General features: G+C 67.1%; 28 protein-coding genes. 11 read left to right on the top strand and 17 right to left on the bottom strand.

Features of this window, described 5'->3' with window-relative positions; all coding sequences use genetic code 11:
- Positions 1-7 precede the first annotated feature (7 nt).
- The gene (locus tag ACZ4TW_RS17960; RefSeq protein ID WP_465544880.1) at positions 8-1,135 is read right to left on the bottom strand and encodes an Rv3169 family protein; all 1,128 of its coding nucleotides are present in this window, start codon (positions 1,133-1,135) and stop codon (positions 8-10) included.
- 2 nt (positions 1,136-1,137) lie between these two features.
- Complete coding sequence (locus ACZ4TW_RS17965; protein ID WP_465544882.1) at positions 1,138-2,289, bottom strand: phosphotransferase family protein; 1,152 nt, start codon at positions 2,287-2,289, stop codon at positions 1,138-1,140.
- Between the two features lie 67 nt (positions 2,290-2,356).
- Between ACZ4TW_RS17965 and ACZ4TW_RS17970 the strand changes: the two genes are divergently transcribed.
- Complete coding sequence (locus ACZ4TW_RS17970) at positions 2,357-2,953, top strand: TetR/AcrR family transcriptional regulator (RefSeq protein WP_465544884.1); 597 nt, start codon at positions 2,357-2,359, stop codon at positions 2,951-2,953.
- A 31-nt stretch (positions 2,954-2,984) separates the two neighbouring features.
- Here ACZ4TW_RS17970 and ACZ4TW_RS17975 read toward each other — a convergent pair whose 3' ends face one another.
- From ACZ4TW_RS17975 to ACZ4TW_RS17985, 3 genes are all read right to left on the bottom strand, one after another.
- Positions 2,985-3,824, bottom strand: coding sequence for an HpcH/HpaI aldolase/citrate lyase family protein (locus tag ACZ4TW_RS17975; protein ID WP_465544886.1), 840 nt, complete (start codon positions 3,822-3,824; stop codon positions 2,985-2,987).
- Positions 3,825-3,923: 99 nt separating this feature from the next.
- Positions 3,924-4,676, bottom strand: a complete 753-nt coding sequence (locus ACZ4TW_RS17980) for a hypothetical protein (protein ID WP_465544888.1) — start codon at positions 4,674-4,676, stop codon at positions 3,924-3,926.
- Between the two features lie 5 nt (positions 4,677-4,681).
- Complete coding sequence (locus ACZ4TW_RS17985) at positions 4,682-5,098, bottom strand: CoA-binding protein (RefSeq protein ID WP_465544890.1); 417 nt, start codon at positions 5,096-5,098, stop codon at positions 4,682-4,684.
- A 63-nt stretch (positions 5,099-5,161) separates the two neighbouring features.
- Here ACZ4TW_RS17985 and ACZ4TW_RS17990 point away from each other — a divergent pair, with 63 nt between their 5' ends.
- A complete protein-coding gene (locus ACZ4TW_RS17990; protein WP_465544891.1) occupies positions 5,162-5,953 on the top strand; it encodes a sulfite exporter TauE/SafE family protein in 792 nt (263 codons plus the stop codon).
- 107 nt (positions 5,954-6,060) lie between these two features.
- Here the strand turns inward: ACZ4TW_RS17990 and ACZ4TW_RS17995 are convergent, their stop codons facing one another.
- A complete protein-coding gene (locus ACZ4TW_RS17995; RefSeq protein ID WP_465544893.1) occupies positions 6,061-6,942 on the bottom strand; it encodes a LysR family transcriptional regulator in 882 nt (293 codons plus the stop codon).
- A 118-nt stretch (positions 6,943-7,060) separates the two neighbouring features.
- Between ACZ4TW_RS17995 and ACZ4TW_RS18000 the strand changes: the two genes are divergently transcribed.
- Positions 7,061-7,426, top strand: coding sequence for a YybH family protein (locus ACZ4TW_RS18000; RefSeq protein WP_465544895.1), 366 nt, complete (start codon positions 7,061-7,063; stop codon positions 7,424-7,426).
- A 115-nt stretch (positions 7,427-7,541) separates the two neighbouring features.
- The gene (locus tag ACZ4TW_RS18005) at positions 7,542-8,015 is read left to right on the top strand and encodes a hypothetical protein (protein WP_465544897.1); all 474 of its coding nucleotides are present in this window, start codon (positions 7,542-7,544) and stop codon (positions 8,013-8,015) included.
- 16 nt (positions 8,016-8,031) lie between these two features.
- On the opposite strand, the gene ACZ4TW_RS18010 is transcribed toward ACZ4TW_RS18005, so the two are convergent.
- The 3 genes from ACZ4TW_RS18010 to ACZ4TW_RS18020 form a co-directional block, all read right to left on the bottom strand.
- Complete coding sequence (locus ACZ4TW_RS18010; protein ID WP_465544899.1) at positions 8,032-8,562, bottom strand: DUF1697 domain-containing protein; 531 nt, start codon at positions 8,560-8,562, stop codon at positions 8,032-8,034.
- Positions 8,563-8,822: 260 nt separating this feature from the next.
- A complete protein-coding gene (locus ACZ4TW_RS18015; protein ID WP_465544901.1) occupies positions 8,823-8,963 on the bottom strand; it encodes a hypothetical protein in 141 nt (46 codons plus the stop codon).
- Between the two features lie 22 nt (positions 8,964-8,985).
- Positions 8,986-9,753, bottom strand: a complete 768-nt coding sequence (locus ACZ4TW_RS18020; RefSeq protein WP_465544903.1) for a methyltransferase domain-containing protein — start codon at positions 9,751-9,753, stop codon at positions 8,986-8,988.
- Positions 9,754-9,777: 24 nt separating this feature from the next.
- Here ACZ4TW_RS18020 and rnhA point away from each other — a divergent pair, with 24 nt between their 5' ends.
- The 5 genes from rnhA to ACZ4TW_RS18045 all read left to right on the top strand — a co-directional run bounded on the left by rnhA (position 9,778) and on the right by ACZ4TW_RS18045 (position 13,257).
- Positions 9,778-10,269, top strand: coding sequence for a ribonuclease HI (gene rnhA / locus ACZ4TW_RS18025; RefSeq protein WP_465544905.1), 492 nt, complete (start codon positions 9,778-9,780; stop codon positions 10,267-10,269).
- The gene (locus ACZ4TW_RS18030; RefSeq protein WP_465544907.1) at positions 10,269-11,180 is read left to right on the top strand and encodes a D-isomer specific 2-hydroxyacid dehydrogenase family protein; all 912 of its coding nucleotides are present in this window, start codon (positions 10,269-10,271) and stop codon (positions 11,178-11,180) included. Before rnhA ends, ACZ4TW_RS18030 begins: the two co-directional genes overlap by 1 nt.
- Positions 11,181-11,271: 91 nt before the next feature.
- Positions 11,272-11,739, top strand: a complete 468-nt coding sequence (locus tag ACZ4TW_RS18035) for a MerR family transcriptional regulator (protein ID WP_465544909.1) — start codon at positions 11,272-11,274, stop codon at positions 11,737-11,739.
- Positions 11,736-12,368, top strand: a complete 633-nt coding sequence (locus tag ACZ4TW_RS18040) for an aldo/keto reductase (RefSeq protein WP_465544911.1) — start codon at positions 11,736-11,738, stop codon at positions 12,366-12,368. Before ACZ4TW_RS18035 ends, ACZ4TW_RS18040 begins: the two co-directional genes overlap by 4 nt.
- A gap of 97 nt (positions 12,369-12,465) precedes the next feature.
- Positions 12,466-13,257: an SDR family oxidoreductase gene (locus tag ACZ4TW_RS18045; RefSeq protein ID WP_465544913.1), complete on the top strand. Its 792-nt coding sequence runs from the start codon at positions 12,466-12,468 to the stop codon at positions 13,255-13,257.
- 10 nt (positions 13,258-13,267) lie between these two features.
- Here ACZ4TW_RS18045 and ACZ4TW_RS18050 read toward each other — a convergent pair whose 3' ends face one another.
- A complete protein-coding gene (locus ACZ4TW_RS18050; protein WP_465544915.1) occupies positions 13,268-13,840 on the bottom strand; it encodes a YdeI/OmpD-associated family protein in 573 nt (190 codons plus the stop codon).
- A gap of 50 nt (positions 13,841-13,890) precedes the next feature.
- Between ACZ4TW_RS18050 and ACZ4TW_RS18055 the strand changes: the two genes are divergently transcribed.
- Positions 13,891-14,562, top strand: coding sequence for a hypothetical protein (locus ACZ4TW_RS18055; RefSeq protein ID WP_465544917.1), 672 nt, complete (start codon positions 13,891-13,893; stop codon positions 14,560-14,562).
- An 8-nt stretch (positions 14,563-14,570) separates the two neighbouring features.
- Here the strand turns inward: ACZ4TW_RS18055 and ACZ4TW_RS18060 are convergent, their stop codons facing one another.
- The 6 genes from ACZ4TW_RS18060 to ACZ4TW_RS18085 form a co-directional block, all read right to left on the bottom strand.
- Positions 14,571-16,487, bottom strand: coding sequence for an ABC transporter ATP-binding protein (locus tag ACZ4TW_RS18060; protein ID WP_465544919.1), 1,917 nt, complete (start codon positions 16,485-16,487; stop codon positions 14,571-14,573).
- A complete protein-coding gene (locus ACZ4TW_RS18065; protein WP_465544920.1) occupies positions 16,484-18,217 on the bottom strand; it encodes an ABC transporter ATP-binding protein in 1,734 nt (577 codons plus the stop codon). Before ACZ4TW_RS18065 ends, ACZ4TW_RS18060 begins: the two co-directional genes overlap by 4 nt.
- A gap of 81 nt (positions 18,218-18,298) precedes the next feature.
- Positions 18,299-19,108: a family 1 encapsulin nanocompartment shell protein gene (locus ACZ4TW_RS18070; RefSeq protein WP_465544922.1), complete on the bottom strand. Its 810-nt coding sequence runs from the start codon at positions 19,106-19,108 to the stop codon at positions 18,299-18,301.
- A 42-nt stretch (positions 19,109-19,150) separates the two neighbouring features.
- Positions 19,151-20,230 carry a Dyp-type peroxidase gene (locus ACZ4TW_RS18075; RefSeq protein WP_465544924.1) on the bottom strand — a complete coding sequence of 360 codons (1,080 nt, stop codon included), beginning with the start codon at positions 20,228-20,230 and terminating at the stop codon, positions 19,151-19,153.
- An 85-nt stretch (positions 20,231-20,315) separates the two neighbouring features.
- The gene (locus ACZ4TW_RS18080; RefSeq protein WP_465544926.1) at positions 20,316-21,977 is read right to left on the bottom strand and encodes an FAD-binding dehydrogenase; all 1,662 of its coding nucleotides are present in this window, start codon (positions 21,975-21,977) and stop codon (positions 20,316-20,318) included.
- A 124-nt stretch (positions 21,978-22,101) separates the two neighbouring features.
- Positions 22,102-23,583 (bottom strand): amidase, encoded by a 1,482-nt coding sequence (locus ACZ4TW_RS18085; protein ID WP_465544928.1) that lies wholly within the window; start codon positions 23,581-23,583, stop codon positions 22,102-22,104.
- A gap of 131 nt (positions 23,584-23,714) precedes the next feature.
- Here ACZ4TW_RS18085 and ACZ4TW_RS18090 point away from each other — a divergent pair, with 131 nt between their 5' ends.
- The gene (locus tag ACZ4TW_RS18090) at positions 23,715-24,884 is read left to right on the top strand and encodes an alpha/beta hydrolase (protein WP_465544930.1); all 1,170 of its coding nucleotides are present in this window, start codon (positions 23,715-23,717) and stop codon (positions 24,882-24,884) included.
- A gap of 138 nt (positions 24,885-25,022) precedes the next feature.
- Here the strand turns inward: ACZ4TW_RS18090 and ACZ4TW_RS18095 are convergent, their stop codons facing one another.
- Positions 25,023-25,967: a type IV toxin-antitoxin system AbiEi family antitoxin domain-containing protein gene (locus tag ACZ4TW_RS18095; protein WP_465544932.1), complete on the bottom strand. Its 945-nt coding sequence runs from the start codon at positions 25,965-25,967 to the stop codon at positions 25,023-25,025.
- Positions 25,968-26,012: the final 45 nt, after the last annotated feature.

Consider the following 26,012-nt stretch of genomic DNA (forward strand, 5'->3'; position numbering starts at 1 on the left):
TCAGGGGTCAGGGGGCGGTGTCGAGCCAGTCGTGGAAGCCGGACGGGTCGTGGCGGCCGAGGGCGAAGTGCTCGAAGAGGCCCCACCCCTCGCGGGTGGTGCCATCCGATTCGCGGCAGGTGGCGCGGCCGACGTGATCGACGGCGCCGAAGGCGATGCGGCCGGCGACGGCCGGATCGTCGAGCTGATAGGTGAGACGCTCGGTGAAGCCGTCGCCCTTCCACATGCCGTGCAGCCAGTCCGGATCGCCGCCGTAGCCGCCGCCGACGTGGATCGGGACGGCGCGTCGCGATTCCACCTCGATGCGCACGGGTGCGCCGTGGGAGGCCGTCGCGTCGATGGTCGCACCGGTGGGAATCCTTGTGCCGGAACGATAGTGGATGTCGATGCGTGGCCACCCCAGCTGTTCGATGCGGCCGTCCTTCCAGATGCGGGTGCAGTCGTTGAGAGAGCGGAACCCATCCGGGGATTCCTGCATGATGAGGACGAGCTGGAAATCGTCGAACGCCATCGGGATGTAGAGCCACCACATGCCGTCGAACGGCGGATCCGCGGGTCGGCCGGGTGGCTCGGCTTCACCGATGGGCCGGATGCCCCAGGAGCGATCGCGGCTGCCGATCCACGTGGACGGATTCACCTCAATCTGCTCGTCGTCGACGATGATGGTGCCGCGCCACGTGCCGACCTGGGCGAAGCGCTGGGCGTCGAGGGTGATGCGGGTGCCGGTGCGCATCACGTGGGGTTGCTCGAGCAGGGGATCGAAGAGTCCGTCCCAGGTGAGGTCCAGAGCGATCCCTTCGGTCTCGTCCATGACGATCCGCAGTGAGCGCAGCGGGTCGGTGACCTCGACGCGATATCCGTTGACGTGCTGATGCATTCGATCCTGATCGATGCCGTCGGACAGATGGATCGCGGTCTGGGTGGGCGCGCCGTCGACGTCACGGGAGAGCAGGACGAAGGCGTCCTTCACACCGAGGTTCGGGTAATAGCCGATCCCGGTGATGAGGAACAGGTTGCCGGTGCGGTCATGGGCGTTGAAATAGGAGCGGTCGTAGAAGTTCCGATCCGAACTTCCCGGCCAGGCAATGGGTTGGGGGAGTTGATGAATCGGGAACTCGTCCATGGGTCCGAGCATGGCTAGGCTTCCTCCGTGATCAGGCGTTCGAGTAGGGAGCGGTGATAGAAGAGGGTCGCGTCGAGATCGTCGGGACGCTCGAGTTCACCGAAGTGGATGCGGCGCGCCCCCGTCCGCAGGAAGACGCAGCACCAGATGACCCCGGCGTAGACGTGGAACCAGCGGAGATCACCCAGCTCGATGCCGGTGAGTTCGCTGTAGGTGGCGCGGACGTCCTCCTCGCGGAGGAAGTCGGGCATGCCGGGGAGATCGGCGAGTCCGCAGAGTTCCTGGAAGACGTTGTGGGCAAAGATGATCCACGAGACATCGAGTTCTCGGGGGCCGAGGGTGGCCATCTCCCAGTCGAGCACACCGACCGGGGTGAAGTCCTGATACAGCACATTGCCGATGCGGGAATCACCCCAGCACAACACCGACGGCGTGGCGGCGACGTCGTCGGGGAAATGGGTTTCCAGCCAGGTGAGGGCGCGGTCGACGAGGGCCGAACCGCCGATGCCCTGTTGGCAGTAGACGTACCACTCCTGTAGCCAGTTCAGGCGGCGGCGCAGTGCAGTCCCGGGGGTGGTGCCGGGTTCGGTGGGGTCGTCGAGGAAGGCGAACACCTGCTCGGCGTCGGGGATGGAGTGCAGCGCCGCGATGATGCCGACCGTCGAATCCTGCAGTGAGCGTTGCCGTTCGGGAGGGGCGTCGGCCAGCCAGTTGCCGCCGAAGGTGTAGGGCATCACGTCGGGCGGGACGAGGCCGTCGACATGATCCATCACGAAGAACGGTTGTCCGAGGACGTCTCCGGTGGGTTCGAGCCAGCGGACGGCGGGGATCGGGACGTCGGTGTGCTCGGCGGCGAGCCGCATGACGTCGAACTGATGATCCATGCGGTAGCTGCCGAAGACCGGGACGTCGTCGACGCCGGGGGCCATGCGCACGACCCACTTGCGCTCGACCTGCTTGCTGCCCTCGGTGAGGTGTGCGGTGACGATGATCGTCTCCGACGACATGCCGTTGGCGTCGACGCCGGCGTCGACGGTGATGTCGGGGGCGGTGTGATCGGGCAGGACCTCGGCGAGCCAGGCGGCGAGGGCGTCGGGGAGGGACGCGGTGTCGCGGCTGGATCGTTGGAGGTGATCGATCTGGCTGATCGGCGAGTCGGTGGTCATCGGGACTCCTCTGTCCGAGTATCGATACGGAGCGTAGCGATATGTCGGAGAGGCTATAACAGAAGACATGTCCACGGGGGCGGGTCGGCCAAGAGACCAGAACATAGATGCGGCGGTACTCGCCGCGGTGCGCGAGGAGTTGCTCGCGGTCGGTTACGCGGCGCTGACGATCGGTGCGGTCGCGCAGCGGGCGGGGACGGCGAAGACGACGCTGTACCGGCGCTGGTCGGGCAAGGCGGAACTGGTGCACGCCGCGACGTTCTCGACGGTGACCTCGATGGCGGCGCCGACCGGCGACATCGCCGAGGACATCGCGGCGATGGTCGCGCTGGCCCGCGACGTCTTCGCCGACCCGGTCACGCGCGCCGCACTGCCCGGTCTGATCGCCGACACCTCCAGCGACGAGGATCTCTCGGCACGGGTCCACGGGAGATTCGCCGAGGTGTTCGCGGAGGTGCGGGCGCGGTTGGTGACGGCCGTCGAGCAGGGTGAGGTCCATGAGGACGTCGACCCGGATCGGCTCATCGAGGCGCTCGGCGGCGCGGCGATGCTGCGATCGCTACTCATCCCGCCCGGCGTCGATGCCACCGACGTCTTCGACGACGACTGGGTGGATCACATGACGGAGTTGCTGCTGCACGGAATCGGGGTTGATCGGGGGTGAGTGCGGCGTTCGATGGGAATCTGCGGTGCGCTCAGGACTGCCCGTCGAGCCCCAACTTGCCGGCGAGTTCGAGGGTGGCCTCCGCGCGCGCCAGGTTGGGCAGGTCGCTGCCGTCGTAGACGCTCGCACCGTCGCCGAGACGTTCGACGACGCCGCGTGCTGCGGAGATCTCGTCCGGGGACGGGCTCAGCAGGTTGTTGATCGTCTCCGCGTGGCCGAGGTCCAGGCACAGGCGCGCGGACATGCCCATCGACTTGGCGACCGCGCAGTCGCGGGCGAGGCGTCGGGTGTTGGTCCGCAGCGTCGGGCCGTCGATCGGCGGGGGCAACTCCGCCGCGCGGCTCGAGATGACCAGCCGGGAGCGGGCGTAGGCCAGCGCCATCGGGTCGTCGGAGATGCCGGTGTCGCGGCGGAAATCGCCGACGCCGAAGGCAAGCCGTGAGCAGCGCGACGAGCGGGCGATGTCGGTGGCGTCCTCGAGGCCGCGCGCGGACTCGATGAGCGCGATGATCGGGATGTGCGCGGGCAGATGTGCGGCGGTCGCGACGACGTGATCGGGGGACTCGGTCTTCGCGAGCACCACACCGTCGAGGCCGGGCGTGGAGCCGATGGCGGCCAGATCGGCGGCCCACGTGTCCGACGTGATGTCGCCGATGCGGACCCACGCATGATGCTGCTGCAGCCACTGCGCCGCGGCGGCACGACCGGCATCCTTGTGCGGTGCGGGCAGGCCGTCTTCGAGATCGAGGATCACCACGTCGACGGGAGATGCTGCGGCACGGGCGAACCGGTCGTCGGCGTCGGGGAGAGCCGGCTGCAGGAACCAGGTGCGGGCGACGGTCCAGTGCGGGCGGATGAGTCGGGATGTCATCGAGCGCCTTTCCTCGGGGCTTGCGATGATCGTCGTCGGTCGGATGCGGTAAGCCAAGGTTGTGCACATATTGTTCATGTCGCACCGAGTGGGCGCGTGTCAGTGCTGAGTGGGCGCAGGGGTCGTTGTCGACGTCGGGTTCGGTTCTGACGGCGCTCCCGCGACGAGATCTTCCAGATCCAAACCCCAACGGCCATAACGCTTGTCGACGATCTGCGCGCGCGTCCGGGCCCGCGCGACCTTCTCCGGTGAATACCAGCGTCGTGCCCAGCCCGACGTCGGCCGGGCCAGCCGCACCGCCCCGACCCACGCGACGGGCGGAATGAATGCGCCGACGGCCGCCATCGAGTATTTGCCCTTGTAGACGCAGGCCAGCACGACGCAGAGGTGAATCGGGAGGGTCACGGCGAAGAAGATCCAGCCGGTGCCCGCGTCGTCGTGCAGGGGATTGAAACCCAGCGCGACCAACCCGATGATGGCGCTCGCGAGGAACACCACCTGGACCGACAGTTGCCCCTGCCGCGACCAATAGACGTCCTGCATGTGCAGGATCAGGGCGAACTCGTCGAGCACCAGCGAAGCGCCGACACCGATCAGCACCGCGGCGATCTCCAGCGCCGGCGAGCGTCCCGTCGACGCCACCGACAGCACCGCACCGGAGATGAGCAGGACGATGCCCGGCACCGCGTGGTGGATGTGGACGCCGCCGCGCACGTTGTTCTTGAACGGTCCCCGGCCCGCACGGATCAGCCGGGTGATGCTGCGGGTGATCAGGAACGTGATGAGGAAGGCGGCGAGGAGCAGGCTCGTCGGGAGCGCGGCGTCGGCGTGGATGTCGATGTCGGTGTCCACGTGACTCACCCCGGGGCGATGCCGGTGCGACGTTGCTCGATGATCAGGCAGCGATCCTCCACATACAGCAGCCCGGCATCCTCGGCGATGCGTCGTGCCTCGGCGGAGACGATGCCCAGCTGCAGCCACAGCGCCGACGCCCCGGCCGCCACTGCCGCACGCGCCACCTCCGGTGCATCGGCGGCGGGACGGAAGACGTCGACGAGGCCGACCTGCTCGGGGATGTCGCCGAGGGTCCGGTAGACGCGTTCACCCACGATCTCGTCGGCATGCGGATTGACCGGGATGATGCGCCACCCGCGCGCCTGCATGTACGCGGGGACCTCATTGGCGGCTTTCGACGGGTTGGCGCTCGCCCCGACCACGGTGATCGTGTCGTAGGTCCGCAGGATCTGCTCAACGGTCGCGTCGGTGGCTGACATGCTGTTCACCCTACGACTTGACCCCGCAGCACGACGCCTACCTGGTCATGGCACCGTGGACGCATGAGTTTTTGGGAGGCCGTGGCGATCCTGGCCGCGGGCATGGGTGCGGGTGCGATCAACACGCTCGTCGGCAGCGGCACCCTGATCACGTTCCCGACCCTGGTCAGTTTCGGGTATCCGCCGGTCACCGCCACGATCTCGAACGCGATCGGGTTGGTCGCCGGTGGGGTGTCCGGCACGTGGGGATACCGCCGTGAGCTGCGCGGTCAGTGGCGACAGTTGCGGTGGCAGATACCGGCGTCGTTTCTTGGCGCGATCGTCGGGTGCGCCCTGCTGTTGAACCTGCCCGAGACGGTTTTCGAGGCAGTGGTTCCGGTGCTGTTGATCGCGGCGCTGATCCTGGTGGTGGCTCAGCCGCGCCTGCAGCGCTGGGTGGCCCGCCGTACCGGATTCGCACCCGGAACCACTGTCGAACGACTCCCGATGACCCCGCTGCGCATCTTCGCCATGGTCACCGCGACCTTCCTCATCGGTATCTACGGCGGCTACTTCACGGCCGCGCAGGGCATCATGCTGATCGCGGCGCTCGGCATCATCGTGCCCGACGATCTGCAGCGCATGAATGCCGCGAAGAATCTGCTGTCGTTGATCGTGAATGTCGTTGCGGCCGTCACCTATACGATCGTCGCCTTCGACCGGATCAGCTGGGCCGCGGCCGGGCTGATCGCCGTCGGATCGCTCGTCGGCGGGGTGCTGGGGGCACGGTACGGTCGTCGACTCTCCCCGACCGCATTGCGTGCGGTGATCGTCGTCGTCGGCATCATCGGGTTGGTTCGGTTGCTGGCGTCGTAGCTGGGTGGCGGTTTGTAGCCTGGTGGTTCGTAGGGATTGCTCCCAATTTCCGCCCTGGGGAGAGGCGTCGGGTCGGTATTCGACGGTGGGTGTGTCCCGGAGGGTGGTTATTGGGCGGGTGAGTGCAGGTCGAACGCGTCCCGCACGTGGGTCATGAAGGCATCGACGACGGGGGATATCGGTTCGGCCCACACGAATCCGAGGGTGGCGTGCGTGGTGAGGCCGCGGATCGGCAAGCCGGTGACCTGGCGGTCTGTTGCGTCGGCGATCGACCGACTGAGGATGCCGATGCCGATCCCCGCGTCGACGAGGGCAAGGATGGCGTCGGGTGACGACGCCTCGAGCGCGACGCGCGGCGAGCCGGTCGCCTGATCGAATACGGCGCGGATGCCGGCCCCGCGGGGGAGGCAGATCAGGTCGTGGCGGAGTAGTTCCGCGGTGCTGATGGCGTCGCGGCGGGCGAGGCGGTGATCATCGCGGACGACGGCCACGACGGGTTCGGTGATGACCGGGAGTGATCCCAGTGCGGCGGGGAGTGCGCCCGACCACCCGGTGAGCGCGACGTCGAGGGTGGCGCGGGAGGTGTCGTCGAGCATCGTGTGCGACGCATTCTCCGCGAGGGTGAGTTCGACGCCGGGGTGTGCCTGCCGGAAGGTTCCCAGCGCGTCGAACAGCGGCGCGACGCTGCATCCCTCGACCATCCCGACCGCAAGCCTGCCCGTCAGCACCTTGGTGACGTCGGCGACGGACGCGGCGACCGACGACGCGGCGACGAGTGCGGCCCGGGCCCGGGGGAGTGCGGCCTGGCCGGCGGTGGTCAGGGAGACCGTCCGGCCGCTGCGGTGGAAGAGTGGCGCGCCCAATTCCTTTTCCAGAGAACGGATCTGGGCGCTGATATTCGGCTGGGTGGTGTGCAGCGAATCGGCGGCGGCGGTGAACCCGGAGAGGGTGGCGACGGCGACGAAGTACTCGAGCTGGCGTAACTCCATGCGTCGATTATCCATAAATACTGGTTATGTGTGGAAGAAGAACAAGTGCTTGGACTTCTGCTCTGGCGGGTCGCAGACTCGGAGATACGCACGAAGAGACCGATCAGAAGGAGAGACCATGACTCACACGACCGCACAGACACCGGAAGACATCACCGCGCTGTTCGTTCAGTTCTCCAACGACGGCGACGCGGATGCCGTGGCGTCGCTCTACGACGAGGACGCCACGATGGGCTACCCCGCGGGCCAGGTCACGCAGGGTAGGGAAGCGATCCGTGAGCTCTGGGCGCAGGTGCTGGCGCATCGGCCGACGTTCGCGGCAGAGGATCCGCTGCCCACGCTGTATTACGGCGAGGACCTGGCACTGACGTCGACGGCGCCCCGCGACGGTGCCGGCGCGCGGGCACAGGTGGTCCGGAAGCAGGCCGACGGCTCGTGGGTGCGGATCATCGACATGCCGGAGTTCGCGCCGGTCGAGGAGTAGGGCCGAATTGCGCCCGGTCAGTGCTGAGACGCGCCACTCAGTGCATGGCCGGGCGGGGGCCGGGGTGGGAGGGGCTAAGGTTCGAGTGAAGGGTCGGCGAACGAGGAGGTTGGACGTGGTCGCGTGGGTCGTCATCGGTGTGGCGGTGCTGGTGGGTCTGTTCATCCTCGTCGGGGTCGCCTGGTTCGCGTGGGATTCGGATAAGCGGGTGCGGAAGTTCGCGCACTCCACCGACCTGATTCCGGGTAAGCCCGCACGGGCGCCGGAAGAGTGGGCTCGGGCCAACACGCCGGAGGCCCTGTTGCACCGAAGGATTCGGTACGCGATCGCCGACGTGCACCAGAATCCGGCGATCCCCCGCGATGAGTCGTTGGTCGCGGCGCGGGACCGGCTCGACGACGCGGTGTTCGACCTCGACGACAAGCTGATCGCCGCGGCGTCGTTGACCGGCGATGAGCACGATGCGGCGATCGATCACGTCGAGACGGCGATTCATGCGCTCGAGGTGTTGCCCACCAGGCTGTGGGAGGCGCCGAAGGAGCAGCAACTCGAGGATCTCGAGGCCACGACATCGGCGTTGCGTCGGTGAGCTGACCCGCCACCCGCTACGAGTCGTCGGCGAGCTCGATGAGCTTGCGGATGGTGCGCAGGTTGCGGCCGGTCCCGGTGACTCCGAGGCCCTTGGCGATCATCGGTGCGGTCAGTGTCGATTGGCCGGCACCGTTGGCGTAGCGGATGTGCAGATCCTTGCCGACGACGCGTAACTCGTCGTCGCCGAAATCGCGGTCCTCGAAAGCCGCGGCCCTCTTGGCATCTGGTGTTCCGGTCAGAGCGTAGATGTAGCTGAACCTGTCGTCGTCGATCGTGAATGGGTGCGCCTGCAGCGCGCCGCGCAACTCGTCGACGTCGCGGCTGATGACCTCGCGAAAGAATCCGAACCGGTTCTCGATGGCCTGCTCGAGGGCGCGGTCGAAGGAGTCCGTGTCCTTCGGAGGTGTGCAGATCAGGTTGCCGGACGCGATGTAGGTTGAGATATCTTCGGCACCAAGGTCTTTCGCGATCTCCCGGAGATCAGCCATGGGGAGCTTGGCGCCGCCGACGTTGATGGCGCGGATGAGGACGACGCGTCGGGCCATCAGACGATCGTGTCAGATCACCGTCGGTCGGGGGAGCGGATCCGGTTGCGGCGGGCCCGGTTGCGGACTCGGCACCGGTTCGGGGCCGGGCTGCGGGATCGGTTCCGGTTCGGGAACCGGCATCGGAGGTTCCGGCGGAGGCTCGGGAATCGGGGCGGGAGCAGGTGTGGGCTGCGGTCCCGGCGGCGGGGGTGTGACAGGCTGGCTCATGATGTCTCCCATCGGTTCTGTGCCTGTGGAGAACGTGCCTGTGTCCGACGCTACACCTTGGTCAGATCGGTGGCCACGAGCATGACGTTGTAGTCGTCCGAGCGCGACACCACGAAATACAGCGTGGAACCGGTCGACGCCGGATGGATGTAGGGCGTGTACAGACCGCTCTGCTTCGGTGAGATCAGCATCTTCTCCGGGCTAGTGAGTATGTCAGGCGCGCGTGGCGACGGCGAAGGTCCGCCGGAACGGCAGCACCGTGCCGTACGGCCGTGCGGGGTAGGACGTGCGCAGGCGGGCCTTGAGGTCGTCGACGAACTCTCCGCGCAGATCGTCGGGCAGGGCGTCGAGGTAGGGGCGGGCACCGGTGCCGGAGATCCAGTCGAAGACCGGATCGGGGCCGGCGAGGATGTGACGGTAGGTGGTACTCCACGCGTTGACCGAGTAGCCGCGCTCGGCGAAGAACTCCAGGTAGGCCTCCGGCTCGACGGCGGGCAGGCGTCGCGCGTTCTCCAGATGCTCGGCGAAGCGTGCGTCGCGGGACAGCTCGAGGAGGCTGAGGTGACTCGGCGCGTCGGCGTTGTTGGGCACCTGCACGGCGAAGACGCCGCCGTCGGCGAGGCTGCCGAGCAGTCGTTCGATGACGTCGAACTGATCGGGCACCCACTGGAACACCGCATTGGACACCATCAGGTCCGCGGTGGTGGGGGGCTCCCAGGTGCGCAGGTCGGCGACGTCGTAGTTGGCGTGCGGATCGGAGTTCTCCCGGATGGCGGTGTCGATCATCGCCTCCGACGAGTCGACGCCCAGAATGGTGGCCTCGGGCCAGATCGAGCGCATCGGGCGGGTGAGCTGGCCGGGGCCGCAGCCCAGGTCGATGATGGACTTCGGTGCGATGGGTACCTGCGCGAGAAGATCGAAAAACGGGCGGGCACGGTCGTCGGCGAACTGAAGGTATCGGGCGGGATCCCAGGTCGGCATAGACCCCAGGGTACGCTGCCATCCGTGACCGATGTTGATTCCGGCCAGGGAGATCCCGTGGCTTCCGACGCACCGAGCGTCGTCGAAATATCTACTGACGGTGCATGTCTCGGTAATCCAGGGCCCGGTGGCTGGGGTGCGATCATGCGGTATCGCGGTGTGGAGAAACGCATCTCGGGCGGCGAGCGCGACACCACCAACAACAAGATGGAACTGCGCGCGGCCATCGAGGGACTTGCGGCGCTGACGCGACCGTCGACGGTCGTCCTCTACACCGATTCCAGCTATGTCCGTAACGGCATCATGAAGTGGGTCAAAGGCTGGCAATCCAATGGTTGGAAGACGGCTGACAAAAAGCCGGTGAAGAACGTCGACCTGTGGCAGCGTCTGGTGGAGGAAGAGAAGCGGCACGACGTGACCTGGAAGTGGGTCAAGGGCCACAACGGTGATCACTACAACGAGATCGCCGACGAACTGGCCACCTCGGCCGCGCGGGAGATTGCGGAGGCGGGTTGATGACCGAACTGCTGGTGGCGCTCGAACCGGTCCGTGACGAGCACATCGCCGCGGCGATCGAGGGGGCCGGCGGGCGGATCGTGGGGATCGACGAGGCGCGGGTGCTCGTCTGGATCGAGGGTCCGGCCGGATTCCCGGACCTGCCCGACTCCGTCGAGTGGGTGGCCCTCAAGACCGCCGGCATCGAGGGGTTCGTCTCGGCGGGAGTCCTCGACGACAAGCGACTGTGGACCAACGCGTCGGGCTTCTACGCCGAGAACGTCGCCGAGCACGCGCTGGCGTTACTGCTCGCCGGATTACGCCAGATCAACACCTCCGTGCTGCGCGGCTGGGACAAGGACCCGATCGACACCGCGGTGCGTTCCCTGCACGGATCGACGGTTGCGATCGTCGGTGCCGGTGGCATCGGGGCGTCGTTGACACCGCGACTGAAGGCCGGCGGCGCGCGGGTCATCGCGGTGAACCGGTCGGGACGACCCGTCGACGGTGCCGACGAGACACTCACCTCCGATCGACTCGAGGACGTGTGGGCCGCGACCGATCACGTCGTGCTGGCCGCGCCGGATACCCCCGAGACGCGGCACATGATCAACAAGCAGAGCCTCGCGGCATTGCCGTCGCATGCGTGGATCGTGAACGTCGCCCGCGGCCCGCTGGTGAATCAGGCCGATCTGTACGAGGCGCTGGTCGCCGGTGAAATCGCCGGTGCCGCACTGGATGTCACAGATCCGGAGCCGCCGTCACCCGACGATCCGCTGTGGTCGTTGCCGAACGTCATCATCACCCCGCACATCGCGAACCCGTCGTCGGGGTTGACGCGGGTGCTCGCCCCGTACGTGGCGGAGAACATCCGACGGTTCGTCGCGGGTGAGGAACTGTTGTCGCGGGTGGACACATCGCGGGATTACTGAGTTCGCTCTGATCCGGCGGGGTCGCCCGGCTGGTACTTCGCTGGTCTGAGCTCTTGCGTTGGAGTGCGCTCCAACCCGTAGCGTCTGTCCCATGAGTTCAGAGCAACTGATGGCCAAGGCGCTGGCGGCGCTCGGTGAGGTCGACGGTCCATTGTCGGTGGAGGTGATCCACAGCCTCGTCGATGCGCCGTCGATCGAGGAACCGTTGAGCGTCGCCGAGGCGGCGGATCTGCTCGACATGTCGCCGCACACGTTGCGGTACTACGAGCGGATCGGCCTCGTCACCGTGCCGCGCGACGGCGTCGGTAACCGGATCTACGACGACGCCGCGATCCGTCGGCTCGTGTTTCTCTCGCGAATGCGATTGTCGGGCATGGCGGTCCGGGATCTGCAGCACTACGTCGAGCTGGTGGATGAGGGCGAAGAAACGGTGCCGGAACGCCTCGAGATGCTGCTTGAGCACCGGGACACCGTGCGTCGCCAGATCGCCGAACTCACCCTGTCGCTCGCCGCGACGGAATACAAGATCGCCACCTATGGAGGAAGGACGCAGCCGTGACTGTTCACCACAACACCATCGCCCACCGAAAGATCGGAGGCCTTGAGGTCTCTGCGCTCGGATTGGGTTGCATGGGAATGAGTTTCGCCTACGGCCCCGCCGATCAGGACGAGGCGACCGCAACTCTGCATCACGCCCTCGACCAGGGGGTGAATCTGCTCGACACCGCTGACATGTACGGCGGCGGGGACAACGAGCGGTTGCTCGCGGGGGTGCTGAAGGATCGTCCCGACGAGGTGGTGCTGGCAACAAAATTCGGCATCGTCACCGATCCGGAGACCGGTTTTCCCAACGGCACGAACGGATCACCGGAGTATCTGCGCAAGGCCGTCGACGATTCCTTGCAGCGCCTTGGTGTCGATGTGATCGACCTGTATTACCTGCATCGCGTCGATCCGACTCGTCCCATCGAGGAGACTGTCGAAGCAATGGCGGAACTCGTTGTGGCAGGCAAGGTTCGCGACGACGTGGTGCCGATTCCGGGCACCAAGCGGCGGACTTATCTCGACGAGAACATCGGGGCGCTGAACGTCGTGCTCAGTACCGAGCAACTCGCCCGGCTCTCGGCGTTGCGCGCCGTCGGAGATCGGACCCCGGACATGGCGTGGGTCGCGGGGCGGTCGGCGTAAAGCCGGCGGTCGTCTGTGCCCACTCGGTGCTGGGGCTTGCTAGTCACGATTTCTAGAACACGTTCTATTTCCGGGTGTTTTCTGGCATGCTCGGGGCGTGATTCTCGACAGGTTCCGGATCGATGACAAGGTTGCGATCGTCACCGGCGCGGGGCGGGGGCTGGGCGCGGCAATTGCCCTGGCCTTCGCCGACGCCGGTGCCGATGTGGTGATCGCGGCGCGCAGCAAGGATCAGCTCGATGAGGTGGCCGAGCAGGTGGCGGCACGGGGGCGCCGCGCGCAGGTGGTGAGCGCAGATCTGTCCGACCTCGACGCGGTGGCGGCGCTCGCGCAGACCGCGGTGGACACGTTCGGGCGGCTGGACATCGTCGTGAACAACGTCGGCGGCGCGATGCCGCGGGCGTTCATGGACACCAAGCCGCATCATCTTGACGCCGCGTTCAGCTTCAACGTGACCAGTGCGCACGCATTGAGCCGGGCGGCGGTGCCGCATCTGCTGCAGGCGCCGGACGGTGGATCGATCATCAACATCACCTCCACCATGGGCCGTGTGTCGGGACGCGGAATGGCCGCCTACGGGACGGCGAAGGGAGCGCTCGCCCAGTACACCCGCTTGGCCGCAATGGATGTGAGCCCGAGGATTCGGGTCAACGGGATCGCGCCCGGATCGATTCACACCTCGGCCCTCGACATCGTCGCCGGCGACGACGGGATGCGGACGGCCGTCGAGGATGCCACCCCGCTGCACCGGCTCGGCGAACCCGACGACATCGCGGCGGCCGCGCTCTATCTCGCGTCGCCCGCGTCGTCGTATATGACGGGGAAGATCCTGGAGGTCGACGGCGGATTGATCGCGCCGAATCTGGATCTGCCGATTCCGGATCTGTGAGTTCGCCGCGTCAGCCCGGCCGCTGATCGCGGGCGGCCTGCTCGGCGATGGTCGCGATGCGTTTGGCCTTGGTCTCGGGGCGTTTGGCCAGGGCGATTTGGGTGAGAGCGAACTTGCGGGTGCTCGGCGGGAAGGCGTCCCAGTGGGCGCGGGCGGCGGGGTCGGCGTCGAGTGCGGTGGTGAGATCGGGGTGCTCGATGAGTGCCTCGGCGTCGTCGAGGAGGGTCCAGAGGCCGCGGGCCTTGGCGTCGTCGATGACGGCCTGCCCGGGTGGCTGCATGCGCCCCTGATCGACGAGTTCTGCGACGCGCTTCTTGTTGGACGCGGCCCACGCGCTGTTGCGGCCGCGGCGGGTGAACCACATGCCGCGACGATGATCGTCGATGGTGCGGGTGTGTCCGTCGATCCAGCCCCAGCAGAGGGCTGCCCTGACCGCTTCGTCATAATCGAGTGGATTGCGCCCGGAACCGTTGCGCCAGAACACCAGCCATACCCCGCCGGATGTTGCGTGGTGCTGTGCGAGCCATACGTTCCACTCGTCGATGGTGTCGACGGACAGGTGCGGCGCAGTGGGGTCGGCCATGGGCTTCAGGGTAGTGCGGCGGTGGTGAACCAGGCCGTACGCTGGATCGTGTGGACCAGATCCTGTCCTTCGCATCAAACAATTGGTGGCTGATCTTCCCGGTCGGCGCGGCCGTCGGCGGCTGGGCCGGCTCGGTGGCCAAGTACAACGAGCGCCGACGCCGGGACAAGATCGAGCTGGCCCGTATCAAGGCGAATGCGCAGGTGTCTCAGGTGCAGACCCAGACGGCCGGGGCGTCGCAGATCGCCAAGGTCATCGCGATGCACGATCAGGTCGACGACCGCTGGATGGCCTACGAACTCGACCTCGCGACGCTCATCGAGTTCCCGCTGATGATCGACATGCGCGAACCGTTGACGCAGGCGTTCCATGCGGCGCGGGCACGAGCCGACGGTCTGCGTCCGGCAGGCGACGGCGCCGACGTGGATCCGGTCGCTTTCGAGAAGTACTGGGACGCAGTCATCGAATACCGCGCGGCCTTCGACGCCGCCGAGCGGGAGGCGCGTCGTCGTAAGGACAGCGGCTTCACCCCGGACGAACGCGAGGCGCTCGCCCGTGCGGGCAAGCTGGTCAACGTCGCATCGGACGAGACGGCCACGCCGGCGGAGCGGCAGCTCGCGTATCAGCGGGCTCGGTCAGAGCTCGCCGGATTGATCGACGTGCCCGCACCGGCCGGGGAGCAGTTGGAGCGTCGGATTCGGTTGGCCATCGAGGGCGGCTAGGGGCAGGGTCAGGTGTTCCCGACCGGCCCCACGAACTGGCTGTTGTAGAGCCGGCAGTACGCGCCCTGGGCTGCCAGGAGTTGATCGTGATTCCCCTGTTCGACGATGTGGCCGTCCTCCATCACGACGATGAGATCGGCGTCGCGGATCGTCGAGAGTCGGTGGGCGATCACGAAACTGGTGCGGTCGGCGCGGAGATTGGCCATCGCCTTCTGGATCAGCAGTTCGGTGCGGGTGTCGACGGAGCTGGTGGCCTCGTCGAGGATCAGGATCGTGGGTTTGGCGAGGAAGGCGCGGGCGATGGTGATCAGCTGGCGCTCACCGGCGCTGACGCCGCCGCCCTCGTCGTCGAGCCGGGTGTCGTAGCCGTCGGGCAGGGCGCGCACGAAATGGTCGACGTGGCTCAGGCGCGCGGCCTCGATCACGTCCTCGCGGGAGGCGGTCGGATCACCGTAGGCGATGTTCTCGTAGATGGTGCCGCCGAAGAGCCAGGTGTCCTGCAGCACCATCCCGGTGCGCTCCCGCAGATCGTCGCGGGTCATCCGCTGGGCGTCGACGCCGTCGACGGAGATGGTGCCGGAGTCGACGTCGTAGAACCGCATGATGAGGTTGACCAGGGTCGTCTTGCCCGCACCGGTCGGCCCGACGATGGCGACCATGTGGCCGGGCCGCGCGATCAGCGACAGATGCTCGATCAACGGCTGCTCCGGGACGTACCGGAACGAGACGTCGTCGAACTCGATTCGTCCGTGGTTCTCGCTGGGCGTCAACGGATTCGGATCGTCGGGCGTCTGTTCGTCGGCGTCGAGGATGTCGAAGATTCGTTCCGCCGACGCCACACCGCTCTGCATCAGGTTCATCATCGAGCCGATCTGGGTGAGCGGCTGGGAGAACTGTCGGGAGTACTGGATGAAAGCCTGCACCTCGCCGAGGCTCAACGCGCCCGACGCCACGCGCAGCCCGCCGACGACGGCCACCGCCACGTAATTCAGGTTCCCGAGGAACATGATGACCGGCATGATGGCGCCGGAGATGAACTGCGCCCGCCACGACGATTGGTAGAGCTGCTCGTTGCGCTCGTCGAAGGCGGCCTCCACCTCGCGCTGCCTGCCGAAGGCCTTGACCAGTTCATGTCCGGTGAAGGCCTCCTCCACCTGGGCGTTGAGCTTTCCGGTGGAGGACCACTGGGACAGGAAGTGCGGCTTGGATTGTCGGGCGATGAGGGCGGTGGCGCCGAGGGCCAGCGGGATCGTCACCACGGCGATGCTCGCCAGCAGCGGCGAGATGATGATCATCATGACGAGCAGCGCTATCACGGTCATGATCGAATTCAGGAACTGAGAGATGGTCTGCTGCAGGCTCTGTGACAGATTGTCGAGATCGTTGGTCACCCGGCTGAGAAGATCGCCACGGGCCTGCGCGTCGAAGTAGCTCAGCGGCAGCCGGTGGATCTTCTCCTCGACGTCGGAGCGGAGACCGCGGATGGTGCCGACCACCACGATGTTCAACAGGTAGGCGGCGATCCATGCGAGCAACGACGACCCGACGTAGAGCAGCAACGTGATCAGCAGGGTGCGGCCGACGTCGGAGAATTCCACGCCCACACCGGGAGTCACGTCCATCGACGACACCATGTCCGCGAACGTGTTGTTGCCGGACGCGCGGATGCCGTCCACCGCTTGCTCTTTGGTGATTCCGGCGGGAAGCCGCGCACCGATGACACCGTTGAAGATCAGGTCGGTGGCATGGCCGAGGACGCGCGGCGCGATGGCCATCAGGATCACCGATCCCACCAGCGAGGTGAGGATCGTGATCATGTACAGCCGGTACTCCATCAGCAGCCGGATGAGTCGCTTGATGGACGGCTTGAACGAGCGCGCCTTCTCCTGGGGTCCCGCCATCATCGGCCCGCGTGGCCCGGTCATGACACATCCTCGACGGCGCGCTGCGATTCGGCGATCTCGGCGTAGGTGGGGCAGGTGGCCAGCAACTCGTCGTGGCGGCCGATGCCCGCGACCCGGCCGCGGTCGAGCACCACGATCTGATCGGCGGAGGTGATGGTGGAGATGCGTTGCGCCACCACGATGACCGCGGACTCACCGGTCGCGGGGGCGAGTGCGGCGCGGAGCCGGGCGTCGGTTGTCAGATCGAGGGCGGAGAACGAGTCGTCGAAGAGATAGACGGCGGGCCGTCGGACGAGTGCTCGCGCGATGGCCAGGCGTTGACGCTGGCCGCCGGAGACGGTGGTGCCGCCCTGGGAGATCGGGGTGTCGAGGCCGTCGGGCATCTCCGCGACGAAATCCTCGGCCTGCGCGATGCGCAACGCCTCCCAGATCTCCGCGTCGGTGGCGTCGGGTTTGCCGTAGCGGATGTTGGAGGCGACGGTGCCGGAGAACAGGTACGGCCGTTGCGGCACAAGGCCGATGGCGCCGCGCAGCACGTCGGGATCGAGGGTGCGCACGTCGGTGCCGCCGACGCGCACGGTGCCGGCCGTGGCGTCGATGAGTCGGGGGACCAGGCCGATCAGGGTCGTCTTGCCGGAGCCGGTGGACCCGACGATCGCGGTGGTGGTGCCCGGCTCGACGCGGAACGAGATGTGGGAGAGGACCGGATCGTCGGCGCCGGGGTAGCGGAACTCGGCGTCGTCGAACTCGACGGTGCCGGGATGCCCGGCGAAACCGACGGGGCTGAGGGGCGGTTCGACGGAGGTGTGGGTGTCGAGCACCTCGAAGATGCGTTCGGCGCAGACCGCGGCGCGCGGGGCCATCATCGCCAGGAACGACGCCATCATGACCGACATCATGATCTGCATGACGTAACTCATCATCGCGGTCAGCGCACCGATCTCGACGTCGCCGTCGGAGACGGCCCGCCCGCCGAACCAGATGATCGCGACGATGGTGACATTGGTGATCAGCATGACCGCCGGGAACATCAGCGCCATCATCCGGCCGACCCGCAGCGTCGTATCGGCGAGATCGTCGTTGGCGCCGGCGAAACGCTTCACCTCATAGCGTTCCCGCACGAACGCGCGGACCACCCGAATACCCGTGATCTGTTCGCGCAGAACGCGGTTCACCGTGTCTATCCGTTCCTGCATGGCGCGGAAACCGGGGATCATCCGGGCGATGATGAGGGCCATCGTCAGGGCCAGGACCGGGACGGCGATGGCCAGCACCCAGGACAGGCCGGGTGCGACGTGCAGACCCATGATGATGCCGCCGATGCACATGATCGGCGCCATGACGAGGATGGAGGTGCTCATCACGATGAGCAACTGCACCTGCTGGACGTCGTTGGTGGTGCGGGTGATCAACGACGGCGCGCCGAACAGTTTCACCTCGCGGGCGGAGAACGTGTCGACGCGGTGCATCAGATCGTGCCGGATGTCGCGGCCGGCACCGAGCGCGGCGCGGGAGCCGAAGAACTGGGCGGTGATGCTGACGATCACCTGGATGAAGCTGATCGCCAGCATGATCGCGCCGACCCGCAGGATGTAGGCGGTATCGCCGGTGGCCACACCGTTGTCGATGATGTCGGCGTTGAGCGTGGGCAGATAGAGCATGGCGCCGGTCGCGATCAACTGGAAGACGATCACGGCGATCATGTTCGGCTTGTACCGCGCCAGATAGGTGCGGATGAGGCGGATCAGCATGACGGGCTCACCCGCTCGACGCTAGCAAGGAAGCAGCGTCGACGGCGACGGAATATCTCGCGCGGACGCGGCCGGCGACGCTCAGGCGCTGCCCTGATAGGTCAGCGGAACCGCGGCCTCCGGGGTGAACGCCAGGAACGTGAAGGACTCCTGGAAGTACAGGTTCACCGAGTCGGCGTCGTGCGAGTCGTAGCCGATCGACACGTCCTGGCCGATGGTCAACTCGAAATCGCCGCCGCGCGTGCTGATCAGGAACGCGCCGGTGATCGCGGGGGCCCACACGATCTCGCCGTCGAGCAGACGCTGCAGGTGCTGGCGGATCGGGTAACCGTGATTCGACGTCTCGTTCACCAGCGAGTACACGTCGGCCGACAGGGCCAGCGAGTACGGGCCGTCGACCGATTCCAGACGCAACTGGTTGAGCGCCTGCGAGACGGCCTCGGGGTAATCGCGCACATCCTCGGGCAGCGGGATCGGCGTGGCCGACGCCTCGTTTCGGATGCCGGTGATGCCGGCGGCGGCGTAGCCCTCGAAGATCGCGCGATCCTCGGCCAGCGCCAGTTCACTGGCGGCATCGACGACCGGATCCCAATCGGAATCCTTCGCGCCGCGATCGACGTCGTCGATGGCCTCGCGGGTCACCGAGAACGGCACCTTCAGTTCGACGAGGGACTGCGTGTGGCGGGTGAACGCGTGGATGCCGTCGGCGGGCGAATCGATCTTGCTGCGGTGACCGAGGGTGACCGACGCGGTGTCGAGGCCGAGCGGGCCCTTCACGTCGACGAGGCGTCGGCCGGCACTGTTGCGCTTGAAGGAGCGGGTCGCCTCCTCCTCGATCTCGGCCCAGGCGGCCTCCGAGATGGGGGCGAGTTCGCGATGCAGATTGCTCATGGCAGGTCTCCTAGGTGATCAGTCGGTGGGTCGTCGTCGGTGTCAGTGCAGTGAGCCGATGCCGAGGGAGCCGTCGGCGGGACGGGTGCGGGTGGGTGGTGCTGCTTCGGGAGTGGGCTCGACGGGCGTCTCGGTCGGGGTGGGTGCGGCACCTGAGTCCTCGGTCTCGTCGTCGACGGTGCCCGCGGCGGTCGGTGCCGGCGGCGGGGCGGCAAGGAAGTCGGTGGTCGGCGCGAAGAACTGCACGCCGGAGACGGCGGTGGTGAAGTCGAGGAGGCGATCGTAGTTGCCGGGCGGATCGCCGAGGAACATGTTCCGCAGCATCGCGTCGGTCACGTCGGGGCCGGCGGAGTAGGCGATGTAGAAGGTGCCCGTCTCGCCGCTCACCGATGCGTCGCCGTAGGGCATGTTGTCGCGGACGACGTCGATCTCGTTGCCGTCGGCATCCTCGATCACGTTGAGCGCGATATGCGAATTGGCCGGTTTGACGGCGTCGGACATCTCGATGTTGTCGAGTTTGGTCCGGCCGATCGCCGCTTCCTGCTCTTCGACGGTCAGCGACTCCCAGTCGGCGAAGTCGGTGACGTAGCGCTGCGTCGCGACATAACTGCCGCCGGCGAAGTAGCTGTCCTCGTCGCCGACGGTGATCGCGTCGATCGCGTCCTGGCCGGTGGGATTCTCGGTGCCGTCGACGAAGCCGATGAGATCGCGCAGATCGAAATAGCGGAAACCGTGCACCTCCTCGACGACGGTCACCGCATCGCCGAGGGCGCCGGTTGCCTTGCGGCCCAACTCATAGCAGAGATCGAACTGATCCGATTTCAGATGCAGCAGCAGATCTCCGGACGTCGCCGGCGCGCTGTGCACGGGACCCTCGAGCGGGGTGAACGGGCGCAGCAGACGTGGGCGCGGGCCGTCGAAGAGACGGTCCCAGGCGTCCGACGCGATACCGACGATCCCGGCGAGGGCCTGATCGGGAGCGCGCGACGAGACGGCGCTGATCAGTCCGGCGAAGTCGGGCAGGAAGTCACGCACCGCCTCCTCGCCACCGTCGTTGATGGTGAGGACGAGGAATAGTGCGTACTTCGTCTTCCTGGTGAGGATGGTCTGTGGTGTCGCCACGATCAACAGCCTAGCGACAGTGTCGCGGGCAGCGTGGGCAAAGGATCACCTTGGTTTGGCCAGGCTGGCCCAACCGCGGCGCACCTCAACCGCGGGCGACGGCCCGCCCCGCAGCACGTCCGGAGAAGATGCAGCCGCCGAGGAACGTGCCCTCCAGCGCGTTGTAGCCGTGCACGCCACCGCCGCCGAACCCGGCGACCTCGCCGGCCGCATACAGGCCGTCGAACTGCCTGCCGTCGGGCCGCATGACCGCCGAGTCGAGATTGGTTTCCAAGCCGCCCAACGTCTTTCGGGTCAGGATGTTGAGCCGGACGGCGATCAGTGGTCCGTGCTCCGGGTCGAGCAGGCGATGTGGTTTGGCGACGCGGACGAGTTTGTCACCGAGGTACTGGCGCGCGTTGGTGATCGCCATCAGCTGCGCGTCCTTGGAGTACTTGTTCTCGATCTGGGCGTCGCGGGCGGAGATGATGCGTTCGACCTGTGCCAGATCGAGTTTCGGCCCCCGGGCGATGGTGTTCATCCCGGCCACCAGATCGGGCAGATTGTCGCTGACGACGAAATCGACGCCGCGGTTCTTGAATGCGTCGACGGGTCCGGGTGCTCCCTTCGCCAGGCGGCTCTTCGCGGCGAACTTCAGATCCTTGCCGGTGAGGTCGGGGTTCTGCTCGGAGCCGGAGAGCGCGAACTCCTTTTCGATGATCGACTGGGTGAGGATGAACCACGAGTAGTCATGCCCCGTGGACAGGATCGCCTTCATCGTCGAATTGGTGTCGAAACCCGGGAAATTCGGTGGGGCCAAACGGTTTCCGTTGGCGTCGAGCCATAACGACGACGGCCCGGGGATGATGCGGATGGCGTGATCGGGCCAGATCGGATCCCAATTGATGATGCCCTCGGTGTAGTTCCACATGCGGTCGCGGTTGACCAGGCTCGCGCCGGCGCCCTCGGCGATGGCGAGCATCCGGCCGTCGACGTAGGCGGGGACACCGGAGATCATCGTCTCCGGCGCCGGGCCGAGTCGGTCGACGGGCCAGTTCTTACGGATGAGGTCGTGATTGTGGCCGATGCCGCCGGTGGTGACGATGACGGCGTTGCCGCGGATCTCGAATTCGCCTGTCACATCACGATTCGACGCCACGCCGCGCTCGGCGTCGTCGTCGGCGAGGGTCGCCCCGCGCACGCCCACCGCGGCGTCGTTCTCGACGATGATCTCGTCGACGCGATGCCGGAACCGGAACTCGACGAGTCCCCGCTTCTCCGCCTCGAGGACGGGTTCGGCGAAGACGCGGACCACCTCGGGTCCGGTGCCCCAGGTGAGATGGAACCGCGGCACCGAATTGCCGTGCCCGTCGGCGAATCCGCCGCCGCGCTCGGCCCAGCCTATGACGGGCGTGATGCGCAGCCCGAGATCGTGCAGATACTGACGCTTCTCGCCGGCCGCGAACTCGACATAGGCACGGGCCCACTGGCGCGGCCAGTAATCCTCGTCGTCGCGGTCGAAGGCGGCCGAACCCATCCAGTCCTGCAGTGCGAGCTCGGCGGAATCCTTGATACCGAGCCGACGTTGCTCGGGGGTGTCGACGAGGAACAGCCCGCCCAGCGACCAGAGCGCCTGCCCGCCGAGATTGCTGCGATTCTCCTGATCGACGACGATGACCTTGCGGCCCGCCTGCGTCAGTTCATAGGTCGCGACAAGACCTGCGAGTCCGGATCCGACGACGACGGCGTCGACGTGCTGCTGAGTCAACGGGGGCTCCTTCCACCACGTGACCGGGGCGCATGATTTCCCCTGCCCCCGATCGGTCTGACGATACTCCCAGCGAGCGCGGTCACTATGGGCCGTAATACCCGGATGTCTCGGTCCACCCTGGCTACACCGCGATGTCGTCGTAATGGTGCGCCCACGGCGCCGCCTGCTCGAGTTGGGCGGCGAGCGCGAGCAGATCACCGTCGGCGCCGAGGCGCCCGACGAACTGCACCCCGAGGGGCAGGCCGGGCGCCGTCCAATGCGTCGGCACGCTGATCGCCGGGCGTCCGGTGAGATTGGCGAGCTGGGTGTAGGGAACCCAGCCGAGGTTCTGCTCGATCAGGTCGTCGATGATGCCGGTGCGCGCGAGGATCGAGCCGGCGTGCACCTTCGACATGAATCGCGAAGCCTGTTGCAGCGGTTTGGGAGTCGTGATCTCACCGACGCGCAGCGGTGGCTTGGCGAGGGTGGGGGTGAGCAGATAGTCGAAGGTGGTGTGGAATTCGGCCAGCCCGAGGACGTAGTTGTTCACACGCTCCAACGCGCCGAACGCGGCCACCACACCCGCGCTGCGTCCGAGTTCGGCGACGGCGAGGGTATCGGCCTCGAAATCCTTGTCCTGCGCGCCGCGCCCGCGCGCGTCGTCGACCTGGGCGGCGACCTTCGCGAACCAGATGGTGAGGAAATCGCGGGCCAACGCGGCGTCGTCGTAGGGCTGGGCGACCTCATGGACCTCGTGACCGAGATCGGTGAGGATCTGCGCCGTCCGCTCGACGGCGGCGATGGCCTCGGGGTCGGGGGAGGACGTGATCGCCGAGGCGGTGGAGTAACCGATCTTCAGCCGTTGCGGCAGGCGTTGGATCTGCTCGGTGAACGGAACGGTCGGTGTGGGTGTCGGATAGACGGAGCCGGGGGTGGGGCCGACGATCGCGTCGTAGAGGCCCGCGGCGTCGCGCACGGTGCGGCTCAGGACGCCCTGCACGGCCATGCCGAACATCGCCTCGCCCTCGGCCGGACCGAACGGACACAGACCGCGCGTGGGCTTGAGTCCGACGAGACCGTTGCAGGCGGCCGGGATGCGAATCGAGCCACCGCCGTCGTTCGCCGCGGCCGCGGGCACGATGCCGGCCGCCACCGCCGCACCCGACCCGCCCGACGATCCGCCGGGCGTGTGATCGGGGTTCCACGGACTGCGCGCCGGACCCCAGAGTTCCGACTCGGTGATGCCCTTCGCGCCGAACTCGGGCGTGTTGGTCTTGCCGAAGATGACGAGTCCCGCGTCGAGGTAGCGCTGCACGATATTCGACGTCTCGGTGGCGACGACCGTGGCGAGTGACCGCGATCCCCACGACGTCGGGTATCCCTTGTAATCCTGGGCGAGATCCTTGAGCAGGAACGGGACGCCCGCGAAGGGGCCGGTGAGTTCGCCGGCGACGCGCTCGTCCGCGGCGGCGTCGGTACGGCGGACGATCGCGTTGAGGGTGGGATCGACGTCGTCGGCGCGGCGCCGGGCGAGGGCGAGCAGTTCCGCCGCGGTGACCTCGCCGGAGGAGACGAGTCGGGCGAGGTCGGTGGCGTCGTGGCGCAGGTACTCGGTGAGGTCCATGGCAGAAGGGTATGCGGCCCTCGATGGCCGGGTCACCGTTTGCCGAGCAAACGGGTAACGCCGGGATATCGCCCGAGTTCAGGCCGTGCCGGGAGTTCGCAGGTGATTGTGACCTAGCCCACGCGTGACTCGTGTCACCGCAGTTCAACGGCGTGTCGAAGTCGCTGACGTGCGACGAATCGGGCCGCCGGGTCCTGGCGTTGCCTTTGCCCGAGCGTTATCGAGCCGTTACAGTGACTCGCGGTGGGGACACCCGTAAACAATTGGGCTCTAGACTCCCCAAGGAAAATCCCGAAACGACCGAGGCCGCTTGCGGTCAAGATCTTCTGAAGGACAACAGCATGTTCACTCGCGCTCGCAAGCGCTTGGTCGCCGGTGCAGTGGCCCTCGCGGCAATCGCCTCCGGTGGCGCCGTGGTCGCCTCGCCGACAGCCCATGCGGCCGGCACCACGGAAAGCGTCTACTCGGCCGCCATGGGCCGCAGCATTCCGGTCCGCATCATCGACGGTGGCGGTAGTGGCGCCAAGCCCACGCTTTACCTCCTCGACGGTCTGCGTGCCCCCAACAACAACAGCGGTTGGCTGATCAACACCAACGTCGACGACTTCATGGTCGGCAAGGGCACCAACGTCGCCATCCCGTTCGGCGGCGGTGGTTCGTTCTACGCCGACTGGGAGCAGCGCGACCCGAAGCTCGGTGTGCAGAAGTGGGAGACCTTCCTGACCCGCGAGCTGCCCGCCTACATGAAGCGCAAGCACAACAGCGACAACCGCCGCAACGGCATCGCCGGCCTGTCGATGTCGGGCACCTCGGCGCTGAACCTCGCATCGAAGCACCCCGGTTTCTACAAGGCCGTCGCGTCCTACAGCGGCTACCCGACAGTCACCATGCCCGGCTTCAACCAGGGCATCCAGGCGTCGGTCATCGAGATGGGCGGCAACCCGGTCAACATGTGGGGCGTCTGGCCTGCCGGCGAATGGGCCGCCAACGACCCGTTCCTGACAGCGGGCAACCTGGCGGGCAAGCGGGTGTACGTCTCGGCGGGCACCGGTGTGGGCAGCCGCTACGACTCGACCCTCACCCCGGGCAGCGCCGGCTTCGATCCGGTCAAGTTCGCGCAGATGATTCCGCTCGAGGTTGCCGCGTCGACCAGCAGCCAGCTCTACATCGCCCGTCTGGCCACCGTGCCGGGCGTGCGGCTGACCACCCGCATCACCGCGGATGGTTCGCACTGGTGGGACTACTGGCAGCGCGACTTCAAGGAGTCGTGGGCCACGACCTTCCGCCCGGCGTTCTTCTGATCGTCTGACGGGACGTCCACAGCAACACACATAGACAGGAGCCGGTGACCTCGGGGTCACCGGCTCCTGTCGTCGGTATCGGGGAGACCCGGCCGCGGCCCCCTGTGCCGTAGATCTGTTCCAGTATGTGGTCCGGATCTACGGCGGAGGCAGAGGCGGAGGCGGACAGGACGGGCACCGGAGGACCTCGCCGCCCCACCCGCCGGAGCTCAAGACCGCCGCGACCTTGCGGGCTGTGCTGCATGGCCGGTCGAAGACCTGTCCCCATCCCAGGCGCAGGGAGCGTCGGTGTGCCCCGACAGCGGCGTCGAGGTCGCGCTCCAGATCCCGATCACGCGCGAGGGGGCCGTCGTGCGCGAGCCTGCCGTCGAGCTCGACGACGACACCCCAGTCGTCATAGTCCACATCGCGGAATCCGCGCCGGCCCGCCGTGGTGGGCGCCTGGCGGATCGGTGTCGGAAGCCCGTGGGCGCGTTCGACTTGTGTCAGGTACCCGTGTTCGAGGACGGAGCAGGTGCCCGTCCGTACATCCGCGAGGACGCCTTCGATGAAGGCACGCCGTCGACACCGCAGGCGTTTGCGCACCGCGTCGAGGAGCCGCTTCGCGGTGGTCGTGCGTGAGGACACCGCATCGGCCAGGACCGCCACGGCGCGCCCTTCAGATGCTGCGCCGGATGCCAGGTCGAGCACGGCCTCCTCCACCCGCAGCCGTGGTGGGCTGGTGTTCTGTACCAGCGTCTCGTCGAATCGGGAACGGTAATGCACGACGACGCCGGGGCGGCGGGTCACACGACGCTGCCGGTCCACCACGATGTGGATGGGCTCCTCATCCGACGAGCCCGCGTCGGCGAGTGCGGATGCGTGGCTCAGTGCCGCCGGTGACGCGTCGAGTACCGCGGCCCAGGCACGCTGTCGCCACGTGAGGGGTCCGGTGTGGGTGACGTACACGCCGGGATACACCGCCACCCACTCGCGGCGCCGGAGGTTGCGGCGGATCAGCGCCGTCGACCGGCCGGATTCCAGGATCTGTCCGCGTGCGATCACACCGTCCTGGACGTCGAGCAACTCGTCAAAGGAATCCATGCCGCACAGTCTGTGGCCGGACGGCGCCGTGCGGCCGTATCCATC

The sequence above is a fragment of the Agromyces sp. NPDC029043 genome (genome assembly GCF_055564615.1).

Excerpts from the sequence above, each read along its gene's own strand:
- ACZ4TW_RS17960 (WP_465544880.1), bottom strand. The coding sequence starts at position 1,135 with ATGCTCGGACCCATGGACGAGTTCCCGATTCATCAACTCCCCCAACCC.
- ACZ4TW_RS17965 (WP_465544882.1), bottom strand. The coding sequence starts at position 2,289 with ATGACCACCGACTCGCCGATCAGCCAGATCGATCACCTCCAACGATCC.
- ACZ4TW_RS17970 (WP_465544884.1), top strand. The coding sequence starts at position 2,357 with ATGTCCACGGGGGCGGGTCGGCCAAGAGACCAGAACATAGATGCGGCG.
- ACZ4TW_RS17975 (WP_465544886.1), bottom strand. The coding sequence starts at position 3,824 with ATGACATCCCGACTCATCCGCCCGCACTGGACCGTCGCCCGCACCTGG.
- ACZ4TW_RS17985 (WP_465544890.1), bottom strand. The coding sequence starts at position 5,098 with ATGTCAGCCACCGACGCGACCGTTGAGCAGATCCTGCGGACCTACGAC.
- ACZ4TW_RS17990 (WP_465544891.1), top strand. The coding sequence starts at position 5,162 with ATGAGTTTTTGGGAGGCCGTGGCGATCCTGGCCGCGGGCATGGGTGCG.
- ACZ4TW_RS17995 (WP_465544893.1), bottom strand. The coding sequence starts at position 6,942 with ATGGAGTTACGCCAGCTCGAGTACTTCGTCGCCGTCGCCACCCTCTCC.
- ACZ4TW_RS18000 (WP_465544895.1), top strand. The coding sequence starts at position 7,061 with ATGACTCACACGACCGCACAGACACCGGAAGACATCACCGCGCTGTTC.
- ACZ4TW_RS18010 (WP_465544899.1), bottom strand. The coding sequence starts at position 8,562 with ATGGCCCGACGCGTCGTCCTCATCCGCGCCATCAACGTCGGCGGCGCC.
- ACZ4TW_RS18015 (WP_465544901.1), bottom strand. The coding sequence starts at position 8,963 with ATGCTGATCTCACCGAAGCAGAGCGGTCTGTACACGCCCTACATCCAT.
- ACZ4TW_RS18020 (WP_465544903.1), bottom strand. The coding sequence starts at position 9,753 with ATGCCGACCTGGGATCCCGCCCGATACCTTCAGTTCGCCGACGACCGT.
- ACZ4TW_RS18030 (WP_465544907.1), top strand. The coding sequence starts at position 10,269 with ATGACCGAACTGCTGGTGGCGCTCGAACCGGTCCGTGACGAGCACATC.
- ACZ4TW_RS18035 (WP_465544909.1), top strand. The coding sequence starts at position 11,272 with ATGAGTTCAGAGCAACTGATGGCCAAGGCGCTGGCGGCGCTCGGTGAG.
- ACZ4TW_RS18050 (WP_465544915.1), bottom strand. The coding sequence starts at position 13,840 with ATGGCCGACCCCACTGCGCCGCACCTGTCCGTCGACACCATCGACGAG.
- ACZ4TW_RS18060 (WP_465544919.1), bottom strand. The coding sequence starts at position 16,487 with ATGACCGGGCCACGCGGGCCGATGATGGCGGGACCCCAGGAGAAGGCG.
- ACZ4TW_RS18065 (WP_465544920.1), bottom strand. The coding sequence starts at position 18,217 with ATGCTGATCCGCCTCATCCGCACCTATCTGGCGCGGTACAAGCCGAAC.
- ACZ4TW_RS18070 (WP_465544922.1), bottom strand. The coding sequence starts at position 19,108 with ATGAGCAATCTGCATCGCGAACTCGCCCCCATCTCGGAGGCCGCCTGG.
- ACZ4TW_RS18085 (WP_465544928.1), bottom strand. The coding sequence starts at position 23,583 with ATGGACCTCACCGAGTACCTGCGCCACGACGCCACCGACCTCGCCCGA.
- ACZ4TW_RS18095 (WP_465544932.1), bottom strand. The coding sequence starts at position 25,967 with ATGGATTCCTTTGACGAGTTGCTCGACGTCCAGGACGGTGTGATCGCA.